The following is an 18,275-nucleotide window of genomic DNA, read 5'->3' as shown; positions in this document are numbered from 1 at the left end:
ACAGTAAAAAGGCCGGTTAGGTTAAGTTTGAAACCGGGCGCCGTCAAGCACCGTTTTGGAAGATTTTCATGCCAAAGCCAATCCCGGCAAGGTGCTACAATGCCCGCACATGCAACTACCACGGGGCCATATGCTAGATCGAGAACTTGCCCAGTTGGCGAAAAGCCTGCCCATACAAAATCGCTTTGCCGACACCCTACCGGGCGATCACAGCGGTGATCACAGCTCCCGCGAGGTGCTGGGGGCCTGTTATAGCGATGCAATACCACGACCGGCTAAGGCTCCCAAGCTTGTGGTTTACGCTGCCGAGGTTGCCCAACTGCTGGGCCTGCCTGCACAACAGTGCGAATCAGAGGCGTTCAGTCATGTATTTTCTGGCCGAACGCTACTGCCGGATATGCAACCCTACGCCATGTGCTATGGCGGTCACCAGTTCGGTCACTGGGCGGGACAGCTGGGGGATGGGCGCGCAATTAATCTAGGCGAAGTGAGCGCCGCGGATACGCTCTGGTCGTTACAGCTTAAAGGCGCGGGACGAACCCCGTATTCGCGCCATGCGGACGGATTGGCGGTGCTGCGCTCCTCGGTGCGCGAGTTTTTATGCAGCGAAGCCATGCATCATTTGGGCGTGTCCACCACAAGGGCCCTCAGTTTGGTGCTCACCGGCGAGTCGGTGACTCGTGATATGTTCTATGACGGGCACCCACAGCGGGAACCCGGGGCCGTCGTGTGCCGTGTGGCGAAGTCGTTTGTACGTTTTGGGTCGTTTGAAATCTTTGCCCATCGCGGCGAGCAGGCTCTGCTTAAGCAATTGGCGGATTACACCATTACCGAGCACTATCCACAGCTAATGGACGGTGAAATAGGTTGTGATACGTATGTTCGGTGGTTTACTGAGATTGTTGAGCGTACCGCACGCTTGATGGCCGACTGGATGCGGGTAGGCTTTGTTCACGGTGTCATGAATACCGATAACCTATCCATCATTGGGGATACCATTGATTACGGGCCTTACGGCTGGCTCGAAGGGTACGATCCAAACTGGACCCCAAACACCACAGATGCCGAGGGCCGCCGCTATTGCTATGGCGCGCAGCCAAACATAGGCCTGTGGAATCTAGTCAGGCTGGCAAATGCAATCTACCCCTTGGTAGGCGAAGCAAAGCCGCTGGAGGATGCCCTCGAACGTTATAGCGAGGTATTTGCCGATACCCGTAGCGCAGATATGGCCGCCAAGCTGGGTTTGGCCCAATACCGCGATGAAGATGGCCATTTAATCGAAGACTTATTGACCTTACTCCAGCAAACTGAAACGGACATGACCCTCTTTTTTCGCAGATTGTCTCAAATTGACGTGCCGTTGCTCGCAACCGGTGTCGACTGGGCCAGCCTATCCCCGCTGCATGATGCCTATTACGTTGATGTTCCCAGCGCGGTGCGCCAGCAAACTTGTGAGTGGATTACCCGCTATTTGCGGCGTACTCAGGAGTCATTGAGCTTGGCCGGGGAATCCGAAAGGGATCGCAAGGCGCGTATGGACTCGGTAAACCCAAAATACGTGCTGCGCAATTATCTGGCGCAAGTGGCGATTGAGCAGGCGGAGCAGGGTGACTATAGCGAAGTGAATCGTTTACTGAATTGTCTGAGAAACCCCTATGACGATCAGCCTGAGTTTGACTGTTATGCGGCAAAAAGGCCTGAATGGGCCAGAGTAAAACCCGGATGCTCCATGTTGTCGTGTAGTTCTTGATAGCTGTGTGATTAACGCACTTGGTAAAAACCATCTGGTAGGTGAGAACAACACTCACAGCACAGTTCACTTGGGTGATGTCACACTTTGAAAACGAGAGCCATAAAAATAACGGGAGTGATACTTACTATGGAAAAAAGAGTCAGTTGTGGCGAGTGCTTGGCAATACTCAGCCTATGGGTCGCGATCATTGCTGCGCCTACTCATTCCCGGGCTGCTGCATCACTGCCTGATGTGGACTGGCCCGTATATTTAGGCGATAAGTCCAGCAGCCAATATTCCGCACTCGATCAAATCAATACGAATAATGTGAATCGGTTGGAGGTGGCCTGGATATATCGTACAGGTGGTCTGTGGAGCGAAACCCAAGCGCAGATTCAAACCAATCCGTTGGTGATTGACGGTGTACTCTACGGCCTGACGCCGCGCATTAATGTTTTCGCGCTCGATGCCACATCGGGCCGTAAACTCTGGCAGTTCGATCCGGCCCAACACGGCACCTTGGTGGATGATGAAAGTGCCGCAAGATCGCTGGGGAATGCGCGCGGTTTAGCTTATTGGCGCGATGGTGATGACCAGCGTTTATTTGTGGTTATTGGCTCCAAGTTGCATGCGATAAACGCCACCGATGGTGGCTTAGTTAAGAGCTTCGGCGAACAGGGTAGTGTCGACTTGCGCAAAGGTCTCGGTCGCGATGCCAGCTCAGTGTTTGTCGGCGCGACCACCCCCGGAGTTGTCTACAAAGACCTTCTTATACAAGGTACCCGTGTGGGTGAAGGCGCGGGCGCAGCCCCAGGCCACATACGAGCGTACAACGTTCGTACCGGGGAACTAGCCTGGATTTTCCACACCATTCCCCAGCCTGGCGAGTTCGGCTATGACACCTGGCCTAAGCAGGCTTATCAGTATGCCGGCGGCGCCAACAGTTGGGCGGGTATGAGCTTAGATGAAGAGCGAGGTATGGTTTTTATTCCCACAGGCTCCGCGGCGTTCGATTTCTGGGGCGGTGATCGAGTCGGTAAAAACCTATTTGCTAATTCTCTGCTAGCGCTTAATGCTGCAACCGGTGAGCGGTTGTGGCACTTTCAAACGGTACATCACGATATTTGGGACAAGGATCTACCGGCACCGCCAAATTTACTGCAAGTGGAGCATCACGGCAAAACCATTGATGCCGTCGCTCAGGTGACAAAATCTGGTTGGTTATTTGTATTTGATCGGTTGACCGGGGAGTCCCTGTTTCCCATCGAAGAAAGGCTTGTTCCAAAGTCGGACCTGGCCGGTGAAAAAGCCTGGCTCACTCAACCTGTACCGCTAAAACCCGCCCCCTTTACCCGGCAGACACTGAGCATGAAAGATATTCGGGACGTGCGTGATTCCGACGGCAACTCTATTCGTGAACAGGTATCAAAATTGACTATGGGCAAACCATTTATTCCTTTCGATGAAAAGGGTGTTGTTATGTTTCCGGGATTCGATGGTGGCGCAGAGTGGGGTGGGGCTGCCACAAGCCCGGACGGAGTTATCTACGTAAACGCCAATGAAATGCCCTGGGTGGCGTCTCTCTCTATGCTGGATACCGAGGTGCAAGGCGGTCAGGATGTCTATCGCGCTCACTGTTCGGCTTGTCATGGTAAGGATAGGCAAGGTGATGAGCGCTCCCCTGCGCTGGGTGGATTGCACGAACGCTATGCTGCGCAAGATGTGGCTAGTTTGGTACGCGCGGGGCGCGGGTTTATGCCCGCGAATACCATGCTAAATGACCAACAGCTGCAGCAGTTGCTGACCTATTTGTGGCAAAATGAGCCCATGAATTGGCAGCCCAATAGTGTCGAACAGAAGGAATCGACGGCATCTCACGGCAAGCAGGTACCCTACAAATTTAATGGCTATCACCGGCTGGTGGATGCCCGGGGCAATCCTGCGACCACACCCCCCTGGGGAACCTTGAGTGCGATTGACTTAAACTCGGGTGAGTACCTTTGGCAAGTGCCGCTGGGACAAATGCCCGATGCACCGTTGGGCTCAGGTGCGGAAAACTATGGCGGTCCGTTAGTAACAGCAGGCGATTTAGTCTTTATTGCTGCAACCCGGGATGAAATGTTGCGCGCCTTCAATCGCCACACAGGGCAACTATTATGGCAAACTAAACTGCCGGCGGGCGGTTATGCCACCCCTGCTACTTATCGCATTGGCGGTGAGCAATATGTCGTTCTGGCCACTGGTGGTGGCAAAATGGGTACCCCTTCTTTCGATGCTTATATCGCTTTTAGATTGACAGCGCCGTAAGCAGTTCCGCTCGCAAAGCGGGTAGTTTGTAATTTAATGAGAGTGTAAGCCTAGTATGAGTTTATTCATCAGCGCCAAAGAAGATGCCCATTATTTTTCAATGGATGATGTCGCGAACGGATGGAGCCGTGTGTCCGAGCATGGTTTTGAGCTCGATGGCGAATACTGGCCCACCGTTGAGCATTATTATCAGGCGATGAAGTTCGACAATGCGTCCGATAAAGACGCTGTGAAAGCTGCAAAGACTGCACGACAGGCTCGTAAAGTAGGTGGGGGCTGGTTTAAGAAAAAACGACCAGATTGGAAGCAAGTCGAATTGACCGTGATGACGCGAGCGGTTTATATAAAAATGCGAACCCACCCGGAAATTGCCAGCTTACTATTAGCCACGCAAGAACAGATGCTCGTTGAGGACAGTCAATTTGATTACTTCTGGGGCTGCGGCCGCGATAAGCGTGGTACTAACCACTATGGCCAAATACTGATGAATGTGCGCGACAAGCTCCGCCTGTTGAAATCCGAGAGTTAACCCGTTGCACTTACTAAGGGCCATCGGACATGTTCGTCCTCCAAATGGCTCCTGGTCAACTTTACGCCAATGCCCTGCGGAACAAATCTACCGATAAGCGATAGCAGTTTAGTGCGAGCTCTGGATCGTAGCGCACTCCCTCGTCGCGCATAAAAGCATGCTGGCCATTCACTTCGTGCCAACTAAATAGACAGCCTGAATCTCGCAGAGCCTGGTTGATGTCGGCCCGATTGGCGTCGGGAACATGCGGATCTTGTCGTCCCCAAACCATTAATAATTCTCCGTTGATATCGCCAGCTCTGGCCAGGCTTTGGTCGGCATCATCGGCCGGCAGCGTATTGGAGTGTAAGTCTGTGGCGTATAAGCAGGCGGCCGCCCCAATGCGTTGATTGAGCGCCGCTCTAAATGCCAGATGACCGCCAATACATACCCCCATACTGCCAATCTTACCGTTGCAGAAACTGGCTTGGTCGGCGAAGTCAATCATCGCTTCGGTATCACTGTCGTGACTGGCCAGGGGCTTGGTAAATTTATCGTGGTTACCTTTGTCTTTCCCCTTTTCGTCATACGCTAATACGGTGCCGACAGGGTTCAGTTCGTGGAAGACTTCAGGCACTAGCACAACAAAACCATGCCCGGCGATAATAGCCGCAGAGCGGGCTATCGGGGCTGTTTGTTGAAATATTTCTGAGTAAAAAATAACCGTGGCGTATTGCCCATCTTCCACCGGGCGGTAGACGTAAGTTCGCATGGTACCTGTGGCGGTGGGTAAATCAACGATTTCGTTTTTAATGATCATGGTGACCTCTTTATCGGGTACTGGGCCAGAGTCGGATGATTAGGTAGAGTGATGACGCCCAGATAATCAACCAAAGTCCGAGTAACAACGTGGCGATAAAACCAAATAGATCCGGCGCTTTCATCAAGGTCGTCATTAGAGAATCCTGATAATAAAAAAACCAAGGGTGCTCGGGCGGAAAGACCCAAGTATGTAGGTAGTAAAATACTTTCTTGGGGCCAACCACTAACACGAGTGCCAGCGTAGCAAAAATAGCACCGAGGACACTGCCAATCACCCGGCGCGGTCGTGGCAATGGCGCGTTGAGCTGCCAGAGCACAGTTGCACTGATTGCGAAAGCAATGATGGCAAGCCAGCCGAGCCAATAGACTTTATCGATCAGGAGGGCGACATCGGTTAAGTGCAGAGCCTCGGGCTCGGTTAACAATGTCTGACTTGCTCCCTGCGACGGGTAATATTTAATATTACCTAGCGTCTCAGGCCGTTGATGAACCGCAATGTTTATTTGGTGAAACAGTTCCAGGTGCTGGTCTTTATCGGTGAGAGCGAAATTGTCCCGGTAGCGGTTTTGTGGGCCGTAGGTGGCAATGTGCTCGTCAATGTCGAGAACTTGATAGGCACTTGCGTAGCCAAAGTCAGCGCTGGCCAATAGGTTCCAGCTGGCAAACCCGCTGGCAAGCCAATGACCCAGTAGAAAAACAATCCACAATGGAGATGTGAAACGCACAGGTTAATCCCTATAGGTTACGTTAGGTTCAGTTTAAGCTGATTCCGATGGTTGACGCTAGCCCGGTAACGTTTGCCGCGGGTAAGAAAAAATGACGACAACGCTGGCAAGCACGGCACATAGAGCCGATGTGCCGAATAGGCTCTGCAAGCTGGCCCCTCGATCAATCAAGGCGCCAAACAATATCGGTGAAACCGCGGTAGAAAGAACCATAAATGCGGTCATCAAGGAACGGATAGAGCCAAGTTTTTCTGTGCCATACACCTCTGCCCATAGCGCGCCTGTCAGCGGGCCTGCGATGCCAATGGTGGTGCCGAGCAAGCACATAAAGAGTGGCGCAACCCAGTTGCCGTCGAGATAAACCAAGGACAGCAGGGCGAGTACGAGTGGGGTAAGCATAAAAGGTAACAACTTGCGGGCGCTAAACAGGTCGATCAATACCCCTGCCAGGAGCGCAGCCAGCCAATGGGCGATGCCATAGACAATAAAACAGCTGGCCAGCCAAAGTGGGTCCCAACCTTTTTGATTCAAAATAAAGCCTTGTTGAATGAATACTCCCGTGACTAAAAAGGGCGGAGTTAGCACGGCGGGAAGGGCAAGCCAAAACCGATAATCACCAAGCATTTCGCGCCGGCCCTGGGCTTTTTCGGTACCGGCACGACTGGCAGGGGTGTTGGGTTGTTGAATTTGAGGTGAACGGCGCAACAGCCAGAGGCTAAGCGGTAGGTATAGCAGCGGCACACTGGCGGCAAACACGAGCCAGCTGCCACGCCAGCCAATTCCCGCAATCAAAGCGACGGCCACTAGCGGTAGCACAACCTCGCCCACTGGCACTCCGCTGGATGACAGGCTTAATGCCTTGCCTCTATCAGCGTCGAAATAACGAGCCATTGTGGTTTGTGCGGTATGAGGCAATAACCCCTGACCGCAAAGACGCAGCAAATAGAAAGCGATTAGTAACGTCAATGCATGGGCGCTCACCATCATCAATACACAGGCGAGCATTAGGCCGCAGGCAACAATGGCCGTGAAGCGCTGTAGTGGCCATTTATCGATTAAGCCGCCTATCGCGATTATGGTAAGGGCGCTGCCGAGTGTGCCGCCCGAGTAAAGGCTGCCGTATGCGGCGGCGCTTAAGCCCAGCGACTCCTGTATGCTGGCTCCGTACCAACTGACAAAAAATGATTGGCCAAAATTTCCCCAGAAAATGCTGGTGAAACCGAAAGCCAGAAGCGGCCAGTTGTTGCGTAAAAATAAAATATATTGTTTCAAGGGAGAGTCAAGTTAGCGTAGGAGAGTGGGCAGCCGTATATGCTATAGGCTAGTATTATACGATAAAAGCCCATAAAAGTAGACGTTGGGCAAGCCGATCGATAACAATGTGGGGCTGCTACCCCTTTGCATAAACGTTAGGTGCGTAAATAATGCGATTATATCGGGCACAGGCAAAATTGCCTGCCTTAGTGGTTTGGCTGCTCGGGCTGTTGCTGGCTCTAACGGCCAGTAATCTTAGCGCTGGTACTTCGCAGAGACTTGTTGTGCCCATGTATGGGGCTGAAGACCCGCATCATGATTCCTACTTTTTCTCCCGATTGTTAAAGCTTGCGCTTGACAAAACGGTAAGCGAATACGGTCCTTATACACTTGAAATCCCTGAGGTGATGCTCACAGATGACCGTCTCAAGGCGCAGGTTGTAAAGGGCACGGTGGATGTTATGTGGCACTCTTCAATCGGTTCGGAGGATATGGGCCTGCGAATGATACCCGTCTCTTTGTTGGGTGAATTAAGTGAGTACCGGGCGTTCTTGGTTCGACATGGCGATCAAGCGCGTTTCAATAATATTCATTCGCTTGACGACTTAAGGCAAATGGTGGCCGGAATAGGGGCGCAGTGGCCCGGGGTGCCCGTATTGAAGAAAAATGACCTGCCTTATGTATCGTCTTCCCGCTATGAGTTATTGTTTAGAATGTTGGCGGCAGATAGGTTCGATTATTTTCCCCGCGGGCTGTACCAAATACACTCCGAGCCCAACCTCTATCCAGAGTTTAATTTAGTGGTTGAGTCAGAGATACTGCTGCATTACCCCAATGATGTTTACTTTTTTGTTAGAGAGGATAACTCCGAATTAGCTGAGCGGTTAAGGCTGGGCTTAGAGCGGGCACAAGAGGATGGCAGCAAGCAGCGGCTGATGGAAACTATTCCGCGCTTTCACTGGGCTCAGCAAGAATTAGCTCGCGGGCAGCGTCGTGTAATCAAGCTGCAAATGCCCTAGCAGGAGCCGTCATTACGCTAATAAGTTGCGCAATGTTTGGCAATAGACACGAGTGAGTTTGTTTAAATCTTCTGCCCGTACTCGCTCATCCACCTTGTGGATGGTTGCATTGACCGGGCCGAGCTCTACCACCTGTGCTCCGGTTGGAGCAATAAAGCGTCCATCGGAAGTCCCGCCGCTTGTCGATAGCTGTGATTGCGTGCCGGTGGCGCTTGCTACGGCGCTCACGACCGCCTCCACTAACGTGCCTCTTTCGGTGAGAAACGGTTGGCCGCTGAGCTTCCACTGTATATCGTATTCTAGCCCGTGTTTTTGCAGAACGTTTTCTGTGCGTTGGCGCAAGTCGGCTTCGGTTACTTCGGTAGAAAATCTAAAGTTAAAGACAATATGCGCTTCGCCTGGAATGACGTTGGTGGCGCCGGTGCCTGAGTTAAAATTCGATATCTGAAAGGTGGTTGCAGGAAAGTAATCGTTGCCTTGATCCCATTCGGTGCACGCTAGTTCTGCCAGAGCAGGTGCCACCTGATGGATTGGGTTTGCCGCCAAATGAGGGTAGGCGACATGGCCTTGAATCCCCTTAACCGTCAGTTCAGCGCCGAGTGATCCGCGGCGGCCGTTCTTTATAATGTCCCCCAGAACTGCCGTGCTAGATGGTTCCCCGACAATACACCAGTCGATTTTTTCCCCCTGTTGCTCCAGCCACTCTACGACCTTCACAGTACCGTTGGCCGCTGGCCCCTCTTCATCGCTGGTGATAAGAAAGGCAATGCGACCATTGTGATTCGGAACCTCGGCAACAAACTCCTCGCAAGCAACCACCATAGAGGCCAGCGACCCTTTCATATCGGCGGCCCCGCGCCCGCAGAGGTAGCCGTCGTCGATAACAGGTTCAAAAGGTGGGTGTTGCCAATGAGTTTCGGGCCCCGTGGGTACCACGTCTGTGTGTCCGGCAAATGCCAATAGCGGACCCTGGCTGCCCCGTACGGCCCAAAAATTATCGACATCACCAAACCGTAGCGGGTAAATCTCAAACCCAATCGCCTTTAGTCGCTCGATCATCAGCGCTTGGCAGCCCGCGTCCTCGGGGGTGACTGACTGGCGGCTAATCAGTTCTTGAGCCAGCGTAAGTGTGGCTGAGGCGGCATTATGCATGGGCATGGGTTCCTGATTTTGGGGCTATGGGGCGGGCGATTCTAGCAAAACTTGCCTGGTGGTGCGATCGCTGTCGGGATTACGATTAAGTTCATAGCACCCAAAGAGTAAATAAGCTACACTTGCGGCTTTTAAATTTGGGGCGATTAGGCCCACCAGTCGGCCATTAAATCGCGCCGGAACCCCTATCTTTTGTGCGCTTGAGGCAAGCGCACATATGAGTTGAGATCGAATGTCAGACAGTATTAACCCCAAAGAAATCAAGCATATACGAAACTTCTCTATTATCGCTCATATCGATCATGGTAAGTCCACGATCGCCGACCGGTTTATCCATTTGTGTGGCGGTTTAACCGACCGGGAAATGGCTCAACAAGTTTTGGACTCCATGGACATTGAGCGTGAGCGTGGAATTACCATTAAGGCCCAGAGTGTTACTTTGAGCTATAAGGCGCGCGATGGTGAAACCTACCAGCTCAATTTTATCGACACGCCCGGGCATGTTGATTTTTCCTATGAAGTGTCGCGTTCTCTGGCTGCCTGTGAAGGTGCGTTGTTGGTGGTGGATGCCGGACAGGGCGTCGAGGCCCAATCCGTAGCCAACTGCTATACCGCAATTGAGCAAGGGCTGGAAGTAATTCCGGTACTCAATAAAATGGATTTGCCGCAAGCTGACCCTGAGCGCGTCGCCCAGGAAATTGAAGACATCATCGGTATTGACGCTACGGAGGCCGTTCGTTGCAGTGCCAAATCTGGCTTGGGTATTGAAGATGTTTTGGAAGAGCTTGTTAAATTAGTACCGCCGCCCGTGGGAGATGTCGACGCTCCATTGCAAGCGCTCATTATTGATTCTTGGTTTGATAACTATTTGGGCGTTGTGTCGTTAGTGCGGGTGAAGCAGGGCACATTGAAAGTTAAAGATAAGATTGTTACTAAATCTATCGGCAAATCACATGTCGTGGACAGCGTCGGTGTGTTTAACCCGAAGCTGCACAAGCTTAAAGAACTAAAGGCGGGTGAAGTAGGCTTTATTGTTGCCGGTATTAAAGATATTCAAGGAGCCCCGGTGGGGGATACCTTGATTGCCGCTGGCGATATGACCGTAGAGGCACTGCCGGGTTTCCAAAAAGTGAAACCGCAAGTGTATGCCGGCATGTTTCCGGTAAGTTCTGATGATTTTGAAAACTTCAGGGAGGCGCTGCAAAAGCTGACTTTGAACGATGCCTCATTATTCTTTGAGCCAGAGAGTTCAGACGCACTTGGGTTTGGTTTTCGTTGTGGCTTTCTCGGCATGCTGCACATGGAGATTATTCAGGAGCGGCTCGAGCGAGAATATGACCTGGATTTGATAACCACTGCGCCGACGGTGGTTTACGAGGTGCTTACCACGAAAGGTGAAACCATTTATGTGGATAACCCATCCTCGTTACCCGACACCGGCATTATTGAAGAAATGCGCGAGCCTATTGTTGAGGCGAGCATTTTGGTTCCGCAAGAACACTTGGGCGCGGTAATTACTCTGTGTGTGGAAAAGCGCGGTGTACAGCGGGATATGCATTACATGGGAAACCAGGTATCAGTTCGCTATGACATGCCAATGAACGAGGTGGTGTTGGACTTTTTTGATCGTTTAAAGTCGGTTAGTCGTGGTTTTGCATCTTTAGATTATAGTTTTTCCCGCTTTGAAGCCGCCAATCTGGTGCGTCTGGATGTATTAATCAACGGTGACCGTGTTGATGCCCTGGCGCTCATTGTGCACCGCGATCACTCGCAGAGTATTGGGCGTAATTTAACGGAAAAAATGAAAGAATTAATTCCGCGGCAAATGTTTGACGTGGCGATTCAAGCGGCCATTGGTGGCAGTGTTATTGCTCGCACTACGGTTAAAGCTTTGCGTAAAAACGTGACGGCAAAATGCTACGGTGGTGATGCCAGCCGTAAAAAGAAACTGCTGCAAAAGCAAAAAGAAGGTAAGAAACGCATGAAGCAGGTGGGAAATGTTGAAATTCCGCAGTCTGCGTTTTTGGCCGTTCTGCAAGTGGATAGCTAACCTGTAACCGGATTGCAAGGCATAGTACATGGAAAATATTAATTTACCCCTTATTCTAACGATAGGGGTGTTTTTTACCGGACTGGTGTGGTTGTTTGATTTGTTGGTGTTGGCGGGGCCCCGACAGCGCAAGATTGACGCAGTAGAGTCCCAGTTTAAGGAGCGTGACGTATCGTCTGCGCATAGCAAAGATCGAGACCTGTATAACCTGGCAATGGATCAGGCCGAACGTGAGCCGGTCATTGTCGAGTACAGCAAGTCGTTCTTTCCTGTTCTCTTGATTGTATTCGTACTGCGCTCTTTTATCGCAGAACCTTTTCAGATCCCGTCAGGTTCAATGGAGCCAACTCTCGATATTGGCGACTTTATATTGGTGAACAAGTATACCTATGGTATTCGGCTGCCGGTTATCAATAAAAAAATAATAGATATAAACGATCCGGAGCGAGGTGATGTAATGGTGTTTTTCCCTCCACATCTCCCCGATACCTACTATATCAAGCGCGTGGTGGGCCTACCGGGTGACTTGATTCGCTATGAAAGCCACCAATTGTTTATTAATGGTGAGCCTGTGCCTGAGCAGCTGCAAGCGGCCCTGCCGGCCGGGGCGCCTCAGTATCGTTTAGTGCGAGAAACATTGGGTGAACACGAGTTTACCTCCCGCAAATACATTCGTCCCGGCCAGTTTAGCCGCCGAGGTGCCTGGCGCGTACCGCAAGGGCATTACTTTATGATAGGGGATAATCGCGACAACAGCTTTGACAGCCGTGGCTGGGATGATCCGTTTGTACCGGAAGACCATATAGTCGGTAAAGCTGTTGCCGTATGGATGCACTGGGATTCGTTGTTTAGCCTGCCAAGCTTCGACCGGGCCGGCACCATAGAGTGATCTATTGTTAATAACGTTAGGCTACTTATATACTGGCACACACAGCTTCTCATTTAATATTGGGGTGGGATTATGAGCACTTTTAAAGCACAACGTGGACTTTCCGCTATTTCGTGGCTGGTGTTGTTGACGGTAGTTGGATTCTTTGGTTTATGCGTTGCCAAAATGGCGCCCGTATACGCAGAAAACTATTACATAACCACAGGTCTGAAGTCTGTCGCTCAGCAGAATGCGGGTAATCTGAAGAATATGCGCAAATCTGAAATCTCCCGTAGTTTGAATAGCTATTATTCGATTAACAATGTTCGCTCACCGGGAGCGAAAGAGCTTGAGTTTCAATCCACAAGTAGAGGGATGCTAGTCATTAACCGGTATGAAGTTCGCGTGCCCTTATTGGCGAATATTGATGTCGTTATGAGTTTTTTTAATGTACTCGATACAAGCGCCCCTGATTTGTGTTGCGATCCTCCTGAGGAATTATTAGAGAGTGAATGATATTGCACTATCTAGGTTGCAATCCAAGCTCAATTACGAGTTTAAAGATTCAACCCTGTTTACCTTGGCATTGAGCCACCGCAGTGTCGGTGCAACTAATAATGAACGCCTGGAATTTTTAGGCGACTCGATTTTAAATTTTATAATCGCCCGGGCACTGTTTGATCAGTTCGAGGCGGCGCGTGAGGGGCAGCTCAGCCGCTTGCGAGCGCAGATGGTTAAGGGTGAGACATTGGCCGAGTTGGCCAAGGAATTTGATCTTGGTCCATGTTTAAAGCTGGGCGAAGGGGAAATGAAGAGCGGCGGCCAGCGTCGAGACTCCATACTCGCCGATGCGGTCGAGGCGATAATCGGTGCCATCTATATCGACAGTGACTTTAACACGTGTCGTCAGTGTGTACTTCAGTGGTATAAAACACGTCTCGCCAAGCTTAGCTTAAAAAGCCCTGCCAAGGACGCGAAAACCTCCCTGCAAGAATTCTTACAAAGTCGCAAAGAACCGCTGCCGGATTATAGGGTAGTTGATATTGAGGGTGATGCTCATGCTCAAACCTTTACCGTGGAGTGCCATGTGAGCTTGTTACACGAGCCTGAAACAGCAACCGCCAGTAGCCGACGTGTGGCAGAAAAAAAATCTGCGGCACAGGCTTTACAGAAATTAGGGGTGGAGAGCTAGTATGGTTGACACATCTCAAGTTGATACACGCTGTGGGTTTGTCGCAATTGTGGGCAGGCCGAATGTAGGAAAATCTACACTGCTCAATCACATGCTGGGTCAAAAAGTGAGTATCACCTCACGCAAACCTCAGACTACGCGCAATAATGTTACTGGTATTAAGACTGAGGGTCGCGACCAAATAGTATTTGTCGACACCCCAGGGCTGCATAAAAATCAGCCCAAGGCTATTAATCGGTATATGAACAGAGCCGCTGGGTCTGCGATGAAAGACGTTGATCTCATCGTGTTTGTGGTAGACCGGCTGAACTGGACAGAAGAGGATGAAATGGTTGCTCGCCAGCTCGAGTCCAGCTCTTCACCTGTGGTGCTGGCAGTTAATAAAGTTGATCAAATCGACGATAAGAATACGCTATTACCTCATTTACAGGCACTCTCGGAACGGATAAATGCCGATGAAATTGTCCCTCTTTCTGCTCTGCGCGGTACAAATTTAGACAGGCTGCATAGTTTAATCTTAAATTATTTGCCTGTAAGTCAGCATTTTTATGAAGAAGATCAGTTTACCGACCGTTCCGCCCGTTTTATGGTGGCTGAGATTATTCGCGAGAAAATAACGCGACAGCTAGGCGATGAACTCCCTCATCAAATGGCGGTTGAGATTGAGGAGTATCGCCATGATGGTAAAACACTGCATATTGGCGCCCTGATTTTAGTGGAGCGAGACGGTCAAAAACGAATTTTAATTGGTAATAAAGGTGACCGAATCAAGCAAATAGGTCAGCAGGCTCGAGAAGATATTGAAGTTTTGATCGACAATAAGGTTATGTTGCGACTGTGGGTGAAAGTAAAGTCTGGCTGGTCTGACGACGAGCGGGCATTGCGAAGCCTTGGTTATGACGATGTATAACTTGATCGGTAAGTAAGCCTAACGGGTTTAAGCCTCTATGCAGCGCATTGAATTTGAGCCGGCGTTCGTTATTCATTCAAGACCTTATCGTGACACAAGCCTTATTGCGACTTTTTTTACAGAGAATCATGGCATAGTGTCAGGCGTTGTCAGAGGCCAGCGCCAAACTTCCAGGAAAAAAAGCAAGACCCCCCTAATTCCATTTACCCCGTTATTGATTACGCTGCAAGGTAAGGCCTCACTTAAGTTGGTGAGTCATTTCGAGTGGCAACAAAATACCATAGTCCTTCAGGGGCGAACGCTTTATTCTGGAATGTACGTCAACGAACTCATTGTGCGATTGCTGCCTGAGTGGGATTCTCACCCCGCCGTTTTCAGCGATTATCAATGGTCGCTCAACGCACTTGACCAAGGCGCGGACGTTGAAGTTATATTGCGTCAATTTGAATCCAGGCTGCTCACAGATTTAGGCGTTAACATTAGTTGGCAGCAGCAAGCGAACAGCGATAAACCGATTTGTGAAAATGAAATGTACCGGCTAGATGTTGAGTCGGGCTTTGTTCGCGTTGCGACAGGCACTGCGAGCGAAGCATTCGAAGGCAAGTTGATTCTGCAAGTGGCGGCAGGCGAGTGGCATAGTGACAGTGTCAAACGACTCGCGAAAACAGTTCATCGGCAACTGTTGCATCCATTGCTGGGTAGTAAACCACTGCAGTCGAGACAGCTTTTTACCTAGCAGGCTGGCCCGTACTCGTCGTTGCCACTTTTTGATGGGGGGGGCACACACCTTCAAATTAGTGCCTAGATTACGAATCAGCGTGAAAGCCTGAGCACATACATAAGAGGTTTTGCAATTGCCTGCTAGCCTTGAAATACCCTTTCGCCGGATAATTCGATATTGGCTCAGCTCAAACTATTGCGCTATGCACTTGTCTCAGCTTCGATGATGCTGTCGAATGTCTGGGCAATATCCTGATTCTGACTCCACTCGAGAATGTGATCGATGGCTTTATTGAGTGTGACGAGCTCGGCATCTAAGTTATCGGTCTGACCCGCTTGCAGTAACTTGTCGAGTAGTCCCGATAAGCTGCGAAGATGCGGTACGCCTGTATAGCAGCAGCTGCCGTAGAGTTTGTGAATTAACTCTTGAAGTTGTTCCCAGTTTTTATGTTGATAAGCTTGATTGATAGCCAGTTTTTCTTCCTCCAGTGACCCAATGAGCATGCTTAGCATATCTCGCGCCAAATCAGCTTTATGATTTGCCAGTGATAAGCATTGCGGCAAGTTGACGGGGCTGCTTGGGTCATTCGACAGGGTATCGCTGGAACCCGGTGCGCAAGTACTGAAAAGTAGCTGACTCGGCATTCCCGTCCACCGGCTTAACATATGCTCCAGTTGATCCTCTGTAACCGGTTTGCGAATACAATCATCCATTCCAGCGATGAGTAAAGCGGTTTTTTGTTCGGTAACGGTATGGGCCGTCAAGGCAACAATGGGCGTGCGCTTGCGCCCGTTTTGGTCTTGTTCTTTATTCCGAATACGGCGAGTGGTTTCCATACCATCCATACCTGGCATTTGTATGTCCATAAAAATAATATCGAAATCGCTACGATCAAGCAGCTCAAGTGCCTGGGCGCCACTAACGGCTTGGCTGACGCTCACTCCAAGATCGTTTAAAAATTCTGTGGTGAGTTGCAGATTTGCTTCATTGTCATCGACCAGCAGTACATTAATGCTAGAGCGGTCGGTGGTATCAGTGGTCGGTTTGTGGCTTAAGTGAAGGCCCAAACTTTGACTGATAGTCTCAAGTAGCTGTTCTGCATGAACTGGCTTTAAAACGAAAGGGATCGAGTGATTCTCGGCATGTTGATTGAATACATTGCGTTGCGACGCAATGCAGCACACCACAACTTTGCTGTTAAATTCTAGTGAGAGTTGTTCCGCTAAGTTGGCCAATAGCGCCGGCGGTAATCTTCTCTCGCCGGGGGAAATATCGAGAATGAGTAGTTGATAAGTATTTCCCTGTGTTCGTTCACTGCGTAAAGTCGGGAAAATATCGTGTATAGAGGCCACTCTCTTGCACTGGCCCTGCCAGCTTTCCAGCAACGACTGTAATTGTCGGTAAGCAGCGTCGTTCTCACTACACACCAGCGCTGTCGTGTTCAGCAGACGGGCGTGATCTAAGGGCAGATAGTGCGGGTCTACTCCTAAGGTTAGCGTGAACCAGAAGCTAGCGCCCTGATCAGCTTCACTCTCAACGCCTATTTCGCCCTGCATTCTATTGACCAGCCCTTTGCAAATAGCGAGGCCGAGGCCGGTGCCACCATATTCGCGCGAAATAGAGGTGTCGGCTTGAGCGAATGCAGAAAACAGTTGAGTTTTTTGCTCTTGCGTTAATCCGATACCCTCGTCACTGACTATGCCTTTTAGCGTTACTTGATTTTCTTCAAAGTGTACAAGGTTAAACTCAAGACTGATCGTTCCGCGCTCGCTAAACTTCACGGCATTACCGAGAAGATTTGACAAGATTTGGCTGAAACGAAGTGGGTCTCCCATCAGCTGTGGTGGAATGTTATTGTCAATGACGGTGACTATTTGCAGGCCCTTTTCTGAAGCATCAAGTGCTAGCGTTTCCACCGCGGCTTCAACGACCTGGCGCAGCGGTAGCGGGGCGTAGTCGAGTACCAATTTACCGGATTCAATTTTAGAGAAATCTAAAATGTCATTTATGACGGTAAGTAGGTTGTGAGCTGAATCATGTATAGTTTGTATATAGCCGCGCTGCTTTTCATCGAGCGACGTCTTTAGAGCGAGATTGGTAAAGCCTATAATACCATTGAGCGGAGTTCGAATTTCGTGACTGGTGTTAGCCAAGAATTCTGATTTTATTTGACTCGCGGCCAATGCTTCTTTTCGAGCCATGTCCAGCTCGATATTTTGCACTTCAATAGTTTCCAGGGTTTCGCGCAAATCCTCCATTGATTGCTCAATGTGATTTTGCATATCTCCCTGAGCTTCTTCCTGTGCGCTTGCCATTTGGTTGACCGCCGCACCCAGGCATTCAAATTCATAAGCGAAGCTGCCATTGACGCGAGCATTCAGTTGGCCCGCACTTAATTTTTCGACTGTTGAGCGTATTAGGTTGAGCGGATGGGTAATGTTGGCGTTCAGTTTAACCGCTAGATATCCCGCCAACAGCAGGCATGCCATGGCTGCTAATACAACAATCAATAGCATTTGATAAACGGTAATCCAATAAGAAGAAAGCAGTAGTTCTATTTCCAGCCAGCCCATCTCCAGCTGGCCATTGCGGTTGACAATAGGGTGGTGATAGCGGGTTGAATCTGTTGTCTGTACTTCGTGGCCTGGGCCATTGGGTACTGTGCTGCCGGGCTTAGCCGCTAAGAAGCGTGGCCCAACATGGTAATTTTGTTTGTTGGCTCCGTCATAGACATGGATTGCCCGTACCAGTGGCTCCTCTAGGGTTGCTTTAACCAGTGCATCGAGCAGTACAGGGTCGTTTGCAGACAGTGCGATATGCGCGAGATGCGACGTTTTTTCTGCCAGTAAACGGCCGCGCTGGTCAATAAAACTGTCTAACTTACTGACAAACAAAAAGGTCAAAGTCCCCGAGAGCAAAAGAATGATACTTATTGCGGGTAGGAGAATTAACCTCCAGACTTCTGTTTTAACACTAGTGGTCTTCATTTATTGCGCTTTCGTCAGATTATCACGG

15 protein-coding genes are annotated in these 18,275 nt (G+C 50.3%); 10 read left to right on the top strand and 5 right to left on the bottom strand.

Going from position 1 to position 18,275, the window contains the following annotated elements:
- The first annotated feature begins 130 nt into the window (after positions 1-130).
- The 3 genes from QWI17_RS11675 (at position 131) to ybiA (ending at position 4,568) form a co-directional block, all read left to right on the top strand.
- A complete protein-coding gene (locus QWI17_RS11675) occupies positions 131-1,750 on the top strand; it encodes a protein adenylyltransferase SelO (protein WP_302722682.1) in 1,620 nt (539 codons plus the stop codon).
- A 129-nt stretch (positions 1,751-1,879) separates the two neighbouring features.
- Complete coding sequence (locus tag QWI17_RS11670; RefSeq protein ID WP_302722681.1) at positions 1,880-4,039, top strand: pyrroloquinoline quinone-dependent dehydrogenase; 2,160 nt, start codon at positions 1,880-1,882, stop codon at positions 4,037-4,039.
- 55 nt (positions 4,040-4,094) lie between these two features.
- Positions 4,095-4,568: a riboflavin biosynthesis intermediates N-glycosidase gene (gene ybiA / locus QWI17_RS11665; protein WP_302722680.1), complete on the top strand. Its 474-nt coding sequence runs from the start codon at positions 4,095-4,097 to the stop codon at positions 4,566-4,568.
- A 61-nt stretch (positions 4,569-4,629) separates the two neighbouring features.
- Here the strand turns inward: ybiA and QWI17_RS11660 are convergent, their stop codons facing one another.
- From QWI17_RS11660 to QWI17_RS11650, 3 genes are read right to left on the bottom strand one after another with little or no spacing between them, the layout of a single operon-like run.
- Positions 4,630-5,367 (bottom strand): dienelactone hydrolase family protein, encoded by a 738-nt coding sequence (locus tag QWI17_RS11660; RefSeq protein ID WP_302722679.1) that lies wholly within the window; start codon positions 5,365-5,367, stop codon positions 4,630-4,632.
- Positions 5,368-5,377: 10 nt separating this feature from the next.
- The gene (locus tag QWI17_RS11655) at positions 5,378-6,094 is read right to left on the bottom strand and encodes a lipoprotein intramolecular transacylase Lit (RefSeq protein WP_302722678.1); all 717 of its coding nucleotides are present in this window, start codon (positions 6,092-6,094) and stop codon (positions 5,378-5,380) included.
- 57 nt (positions 6,095-6,151) lie between these two features.
- The gene (locus QWI17_RS11650; protein WP_302722677.1) at positions 6,152-7,366 is read right to left on the bottom strand and encodes an MFS transporter; all 1,215 of its coding nucleotides are present in this window, start codon (positions 7,364-7,366) and stop codon (positions 6,152-6,154) included.
- Between the two features lie 152 nt (positions 7,367-7,518).
- Between QWI17_RS11650 and QWI17_RS11645 the strand changes: the two genes are divergently transcribed.
- The gene (locus QWI17_RS11645; RefSeq protein WP_302722676.1) at positions 7,519-8,367 is read left to right on the top strand and encodes a transporter substrate-binding domain-containing protein; all 849 of its coding nucleotides are present in this window, start codon (positions 7,519-7,521) and stop codon (positions 8,365-8,367) included.
- A gap of 12 nt (positions 8,368-8,379) precedes the next feature.
- Here QWI17_RS11645 and dapE read toward each other — a convergent pair whose 3' ends face one another.
- Positions 8,380-9,519: a succinyl-diaminopimelate desuccinylase gene (gene dapE, locus QWI17_RS11640; RefSeq protein ID WP_302722675.1), complete on the bottom strand. Its 1,140-nt coding sequence runs from the start codon at positions 9,517-9,519 to the stop codon at positions 8,380-8,382.
- A 232-nt stretch (positions 9,520-9,751) separates the two neighbouring features.
- Between dapE and lepA the strand changes: the two genes are divergently transcribed.
- The 6 genes from lepA to recO all read left to right on the top strand — a co-directional run bounded on the left by lepA (position 9,752) and on the right by recO (position 15,275).
- Positions 9,752-11,569 carry a translation elongation factor 4 gene (gene lepA / locus QWI17_RS11635; RefSeq protein WP_302722674.1) on the top strand — a complete coding sequence of 606 codons (1,818 nt, stop codon included), beginning with the start codon at positions 9,752-9,754 and terminating at the stop codon, positions 11,567-11,569.
- A 28-nt stretch (positions 11,570-11,597) separates the two neighbouring features.
- Positions 11,598-12,458 carry a signal peptidase I gene (gene lepB, locus QWI17_RS11630; protein WP_302722673.1) on the top strand — a complete coding sequence of 287 codons (861 nt, stop codon included), beginning with the start codon at positions 11,598-11,600 and terminating at the stop codon, positions 12,456-12,458.
- A 72-nt stretch (positions 12,459-12,530) separates the two neighbouring features.
- Positions 12,531-12,953 carry a DUF4845 domain-containing protein gene (locus QWI17_RS11625; protein ID WP_302722672.1) on the top strand — a complete coding sequence of 141 codons (423 nt, stop codon included), beginning with the start codon at positions 12,531-12,533 and terminating at the stop codon, positions 12,951-12,953.
- On the top strand, positions 12,946-13,629 hold the full coding sequence (gene rnc / locus QWI17_RS11620; RefSeq protein ID WP_302722671.1) for a ribonuclease III: 684 nt from the start codon (positions 12,946-12,948) through the stop codon (positions 13,627-13,629). The genes QWI17_RS11625 and rnc overlap by 8 nt, the downstream gene beginning before the upstream one ends.
- Before the next feature lies 1 nt (position 13,630).
- Positions 13,631-14,539, top strand: coding sequence for a GTPase Era (gene era, locus QWI17_RS11615; RefSeq protein ID WP_302722670.1), 909 nt, complete (start codon positions 13,631-13,633; stop codon positions 14,537-14,539).
- Between the two features lie 37 nt (positions 14,540-14,576).
- Positions 14,577-15,275: a DNA repair protein RecO gene (gene recO / locus QWI17_RS11610; protein WP_302722669.1), complete on the top strand. Its 699-nt coding sequence runs from the start codon at positions 14,577-14,579 to the stop codon at positions 15,273-15,275.
- Between the two features lie 185 nt (positions 15,276-15,460).
- Here recO and QWI17_RS11605 read toward each other — a convergent pair whose 3' ends face one another.
- Positions 15,461-18,247: a response regulator gene (locus tag QWI17_RS11605; RefSeq protein ID WP_302722668.1), complete on the bottom strand. Its 2,787-nt coding sequence runs from the start codon at positions 18,245-18,247 to the stop codon at positions 15,461-15,463.
- Positions 18,248-18,275: the final 28 nt, after the last annotated feature.

It is taken from the genome of Gilvimarinus gilvus (assembly GCF_030518155.1).
Taxonomy (GTDB): domain Bacteria; phylum Pseudomonadota; class Gammaproteobacteria; order Pseudomonadales; family Cellvibrionaceae; genus Gilvimarinus; species Gilvimarinus gilvus.
Note: the sequence above shows the minus strand (reverse complement) of the source record. Positions and strands in the feature narration are given on the sequence as shown.

Excerpts from the sequence above, each read along its gene's own strand:
- ybiA (WP_302722680.1), top strand. The coding sequence starts at position 4,095 with ATGAGTTTATTCATCAGCGCCAAAGAAGATGCCCATTATTTTTCAATG.
- QWI17_RS11625 (WP_302722672.1), top strand. The coding sequence starts at position 12,531 with ATGAGCACTTTTAAAGCACAACGTGGACTTTCCGCTATTTCGTGGCTG.
- recO (WP_302722669.1), top strand. The coding sequence starts at position 14,577 with ATGCAGCGCATTGAATTTGAGCCGGCGTTCGTTATTCATTCAAGACCT.
- era (WP_302722670.1), top strand. The coding sequence starts at position 13,631 with ATGGTTGACACATCTCAAGTTGATACACGCTGTGGGTTTGTCGCAATT.
- QWI17_RS11645 (WP_302722676.1), top strand. The coding sequence starts at position 7,519 with ATGCGATTATATCGGGCACAGGCAAAATTGCCTGCCTTAGTGGTTTGG.
- dapE (WP_302722675.1), bottom strand. The coding sequence starts at position 9,519 with ATGCATAATGCCGCCTCAGCCACACTTACGCTGGCTCAAGAACTGATT.
- QWI17_RS11675 (WP_302722682.1), top strand. The coding sequence starts at position 131 with ATGCTAGATCGAGAACTTGCCCAGTTGGCGAAAAGCCTGCCCATACAA.
- QWI17_RS11670 (WP_302722681.1), top strand. The coding sequence starts at position 1,880 with ATGGAAAAAAGAGTCAGTTGTGGCGAGTGCTTGGCAATACTCAGCCTA.
- QWI17_RS11605 (WP_302722668.1), bottom strand. The coding sequence starts at position 18,247 with ATGAAGACCACTAGTGTTAAAACAGAAGTCTGGAGGTTAATTCTCCTA.
- QWI17_RS11660 (WP_302722679.1), bottom strand. The coding sequence starts at position 5,367 with ATGATCATTAAAAACGAAATCGTTGATTTACCCACCGCCACAGGTACC.
- lepA (WP_302722674.1), top strand. The coding sequence starts at position 9,752 with ATGTCAGACAGTATTAACCCCAAAGAAATCAAGCATATACGAAACTTC.
- lepB (WP_302722673.1), top strand. The coding sequence starts at position 11,598 with ATGGAAAATATTAATTTACCCCTTATTCTAACGATAGGGGTGTTTTTT.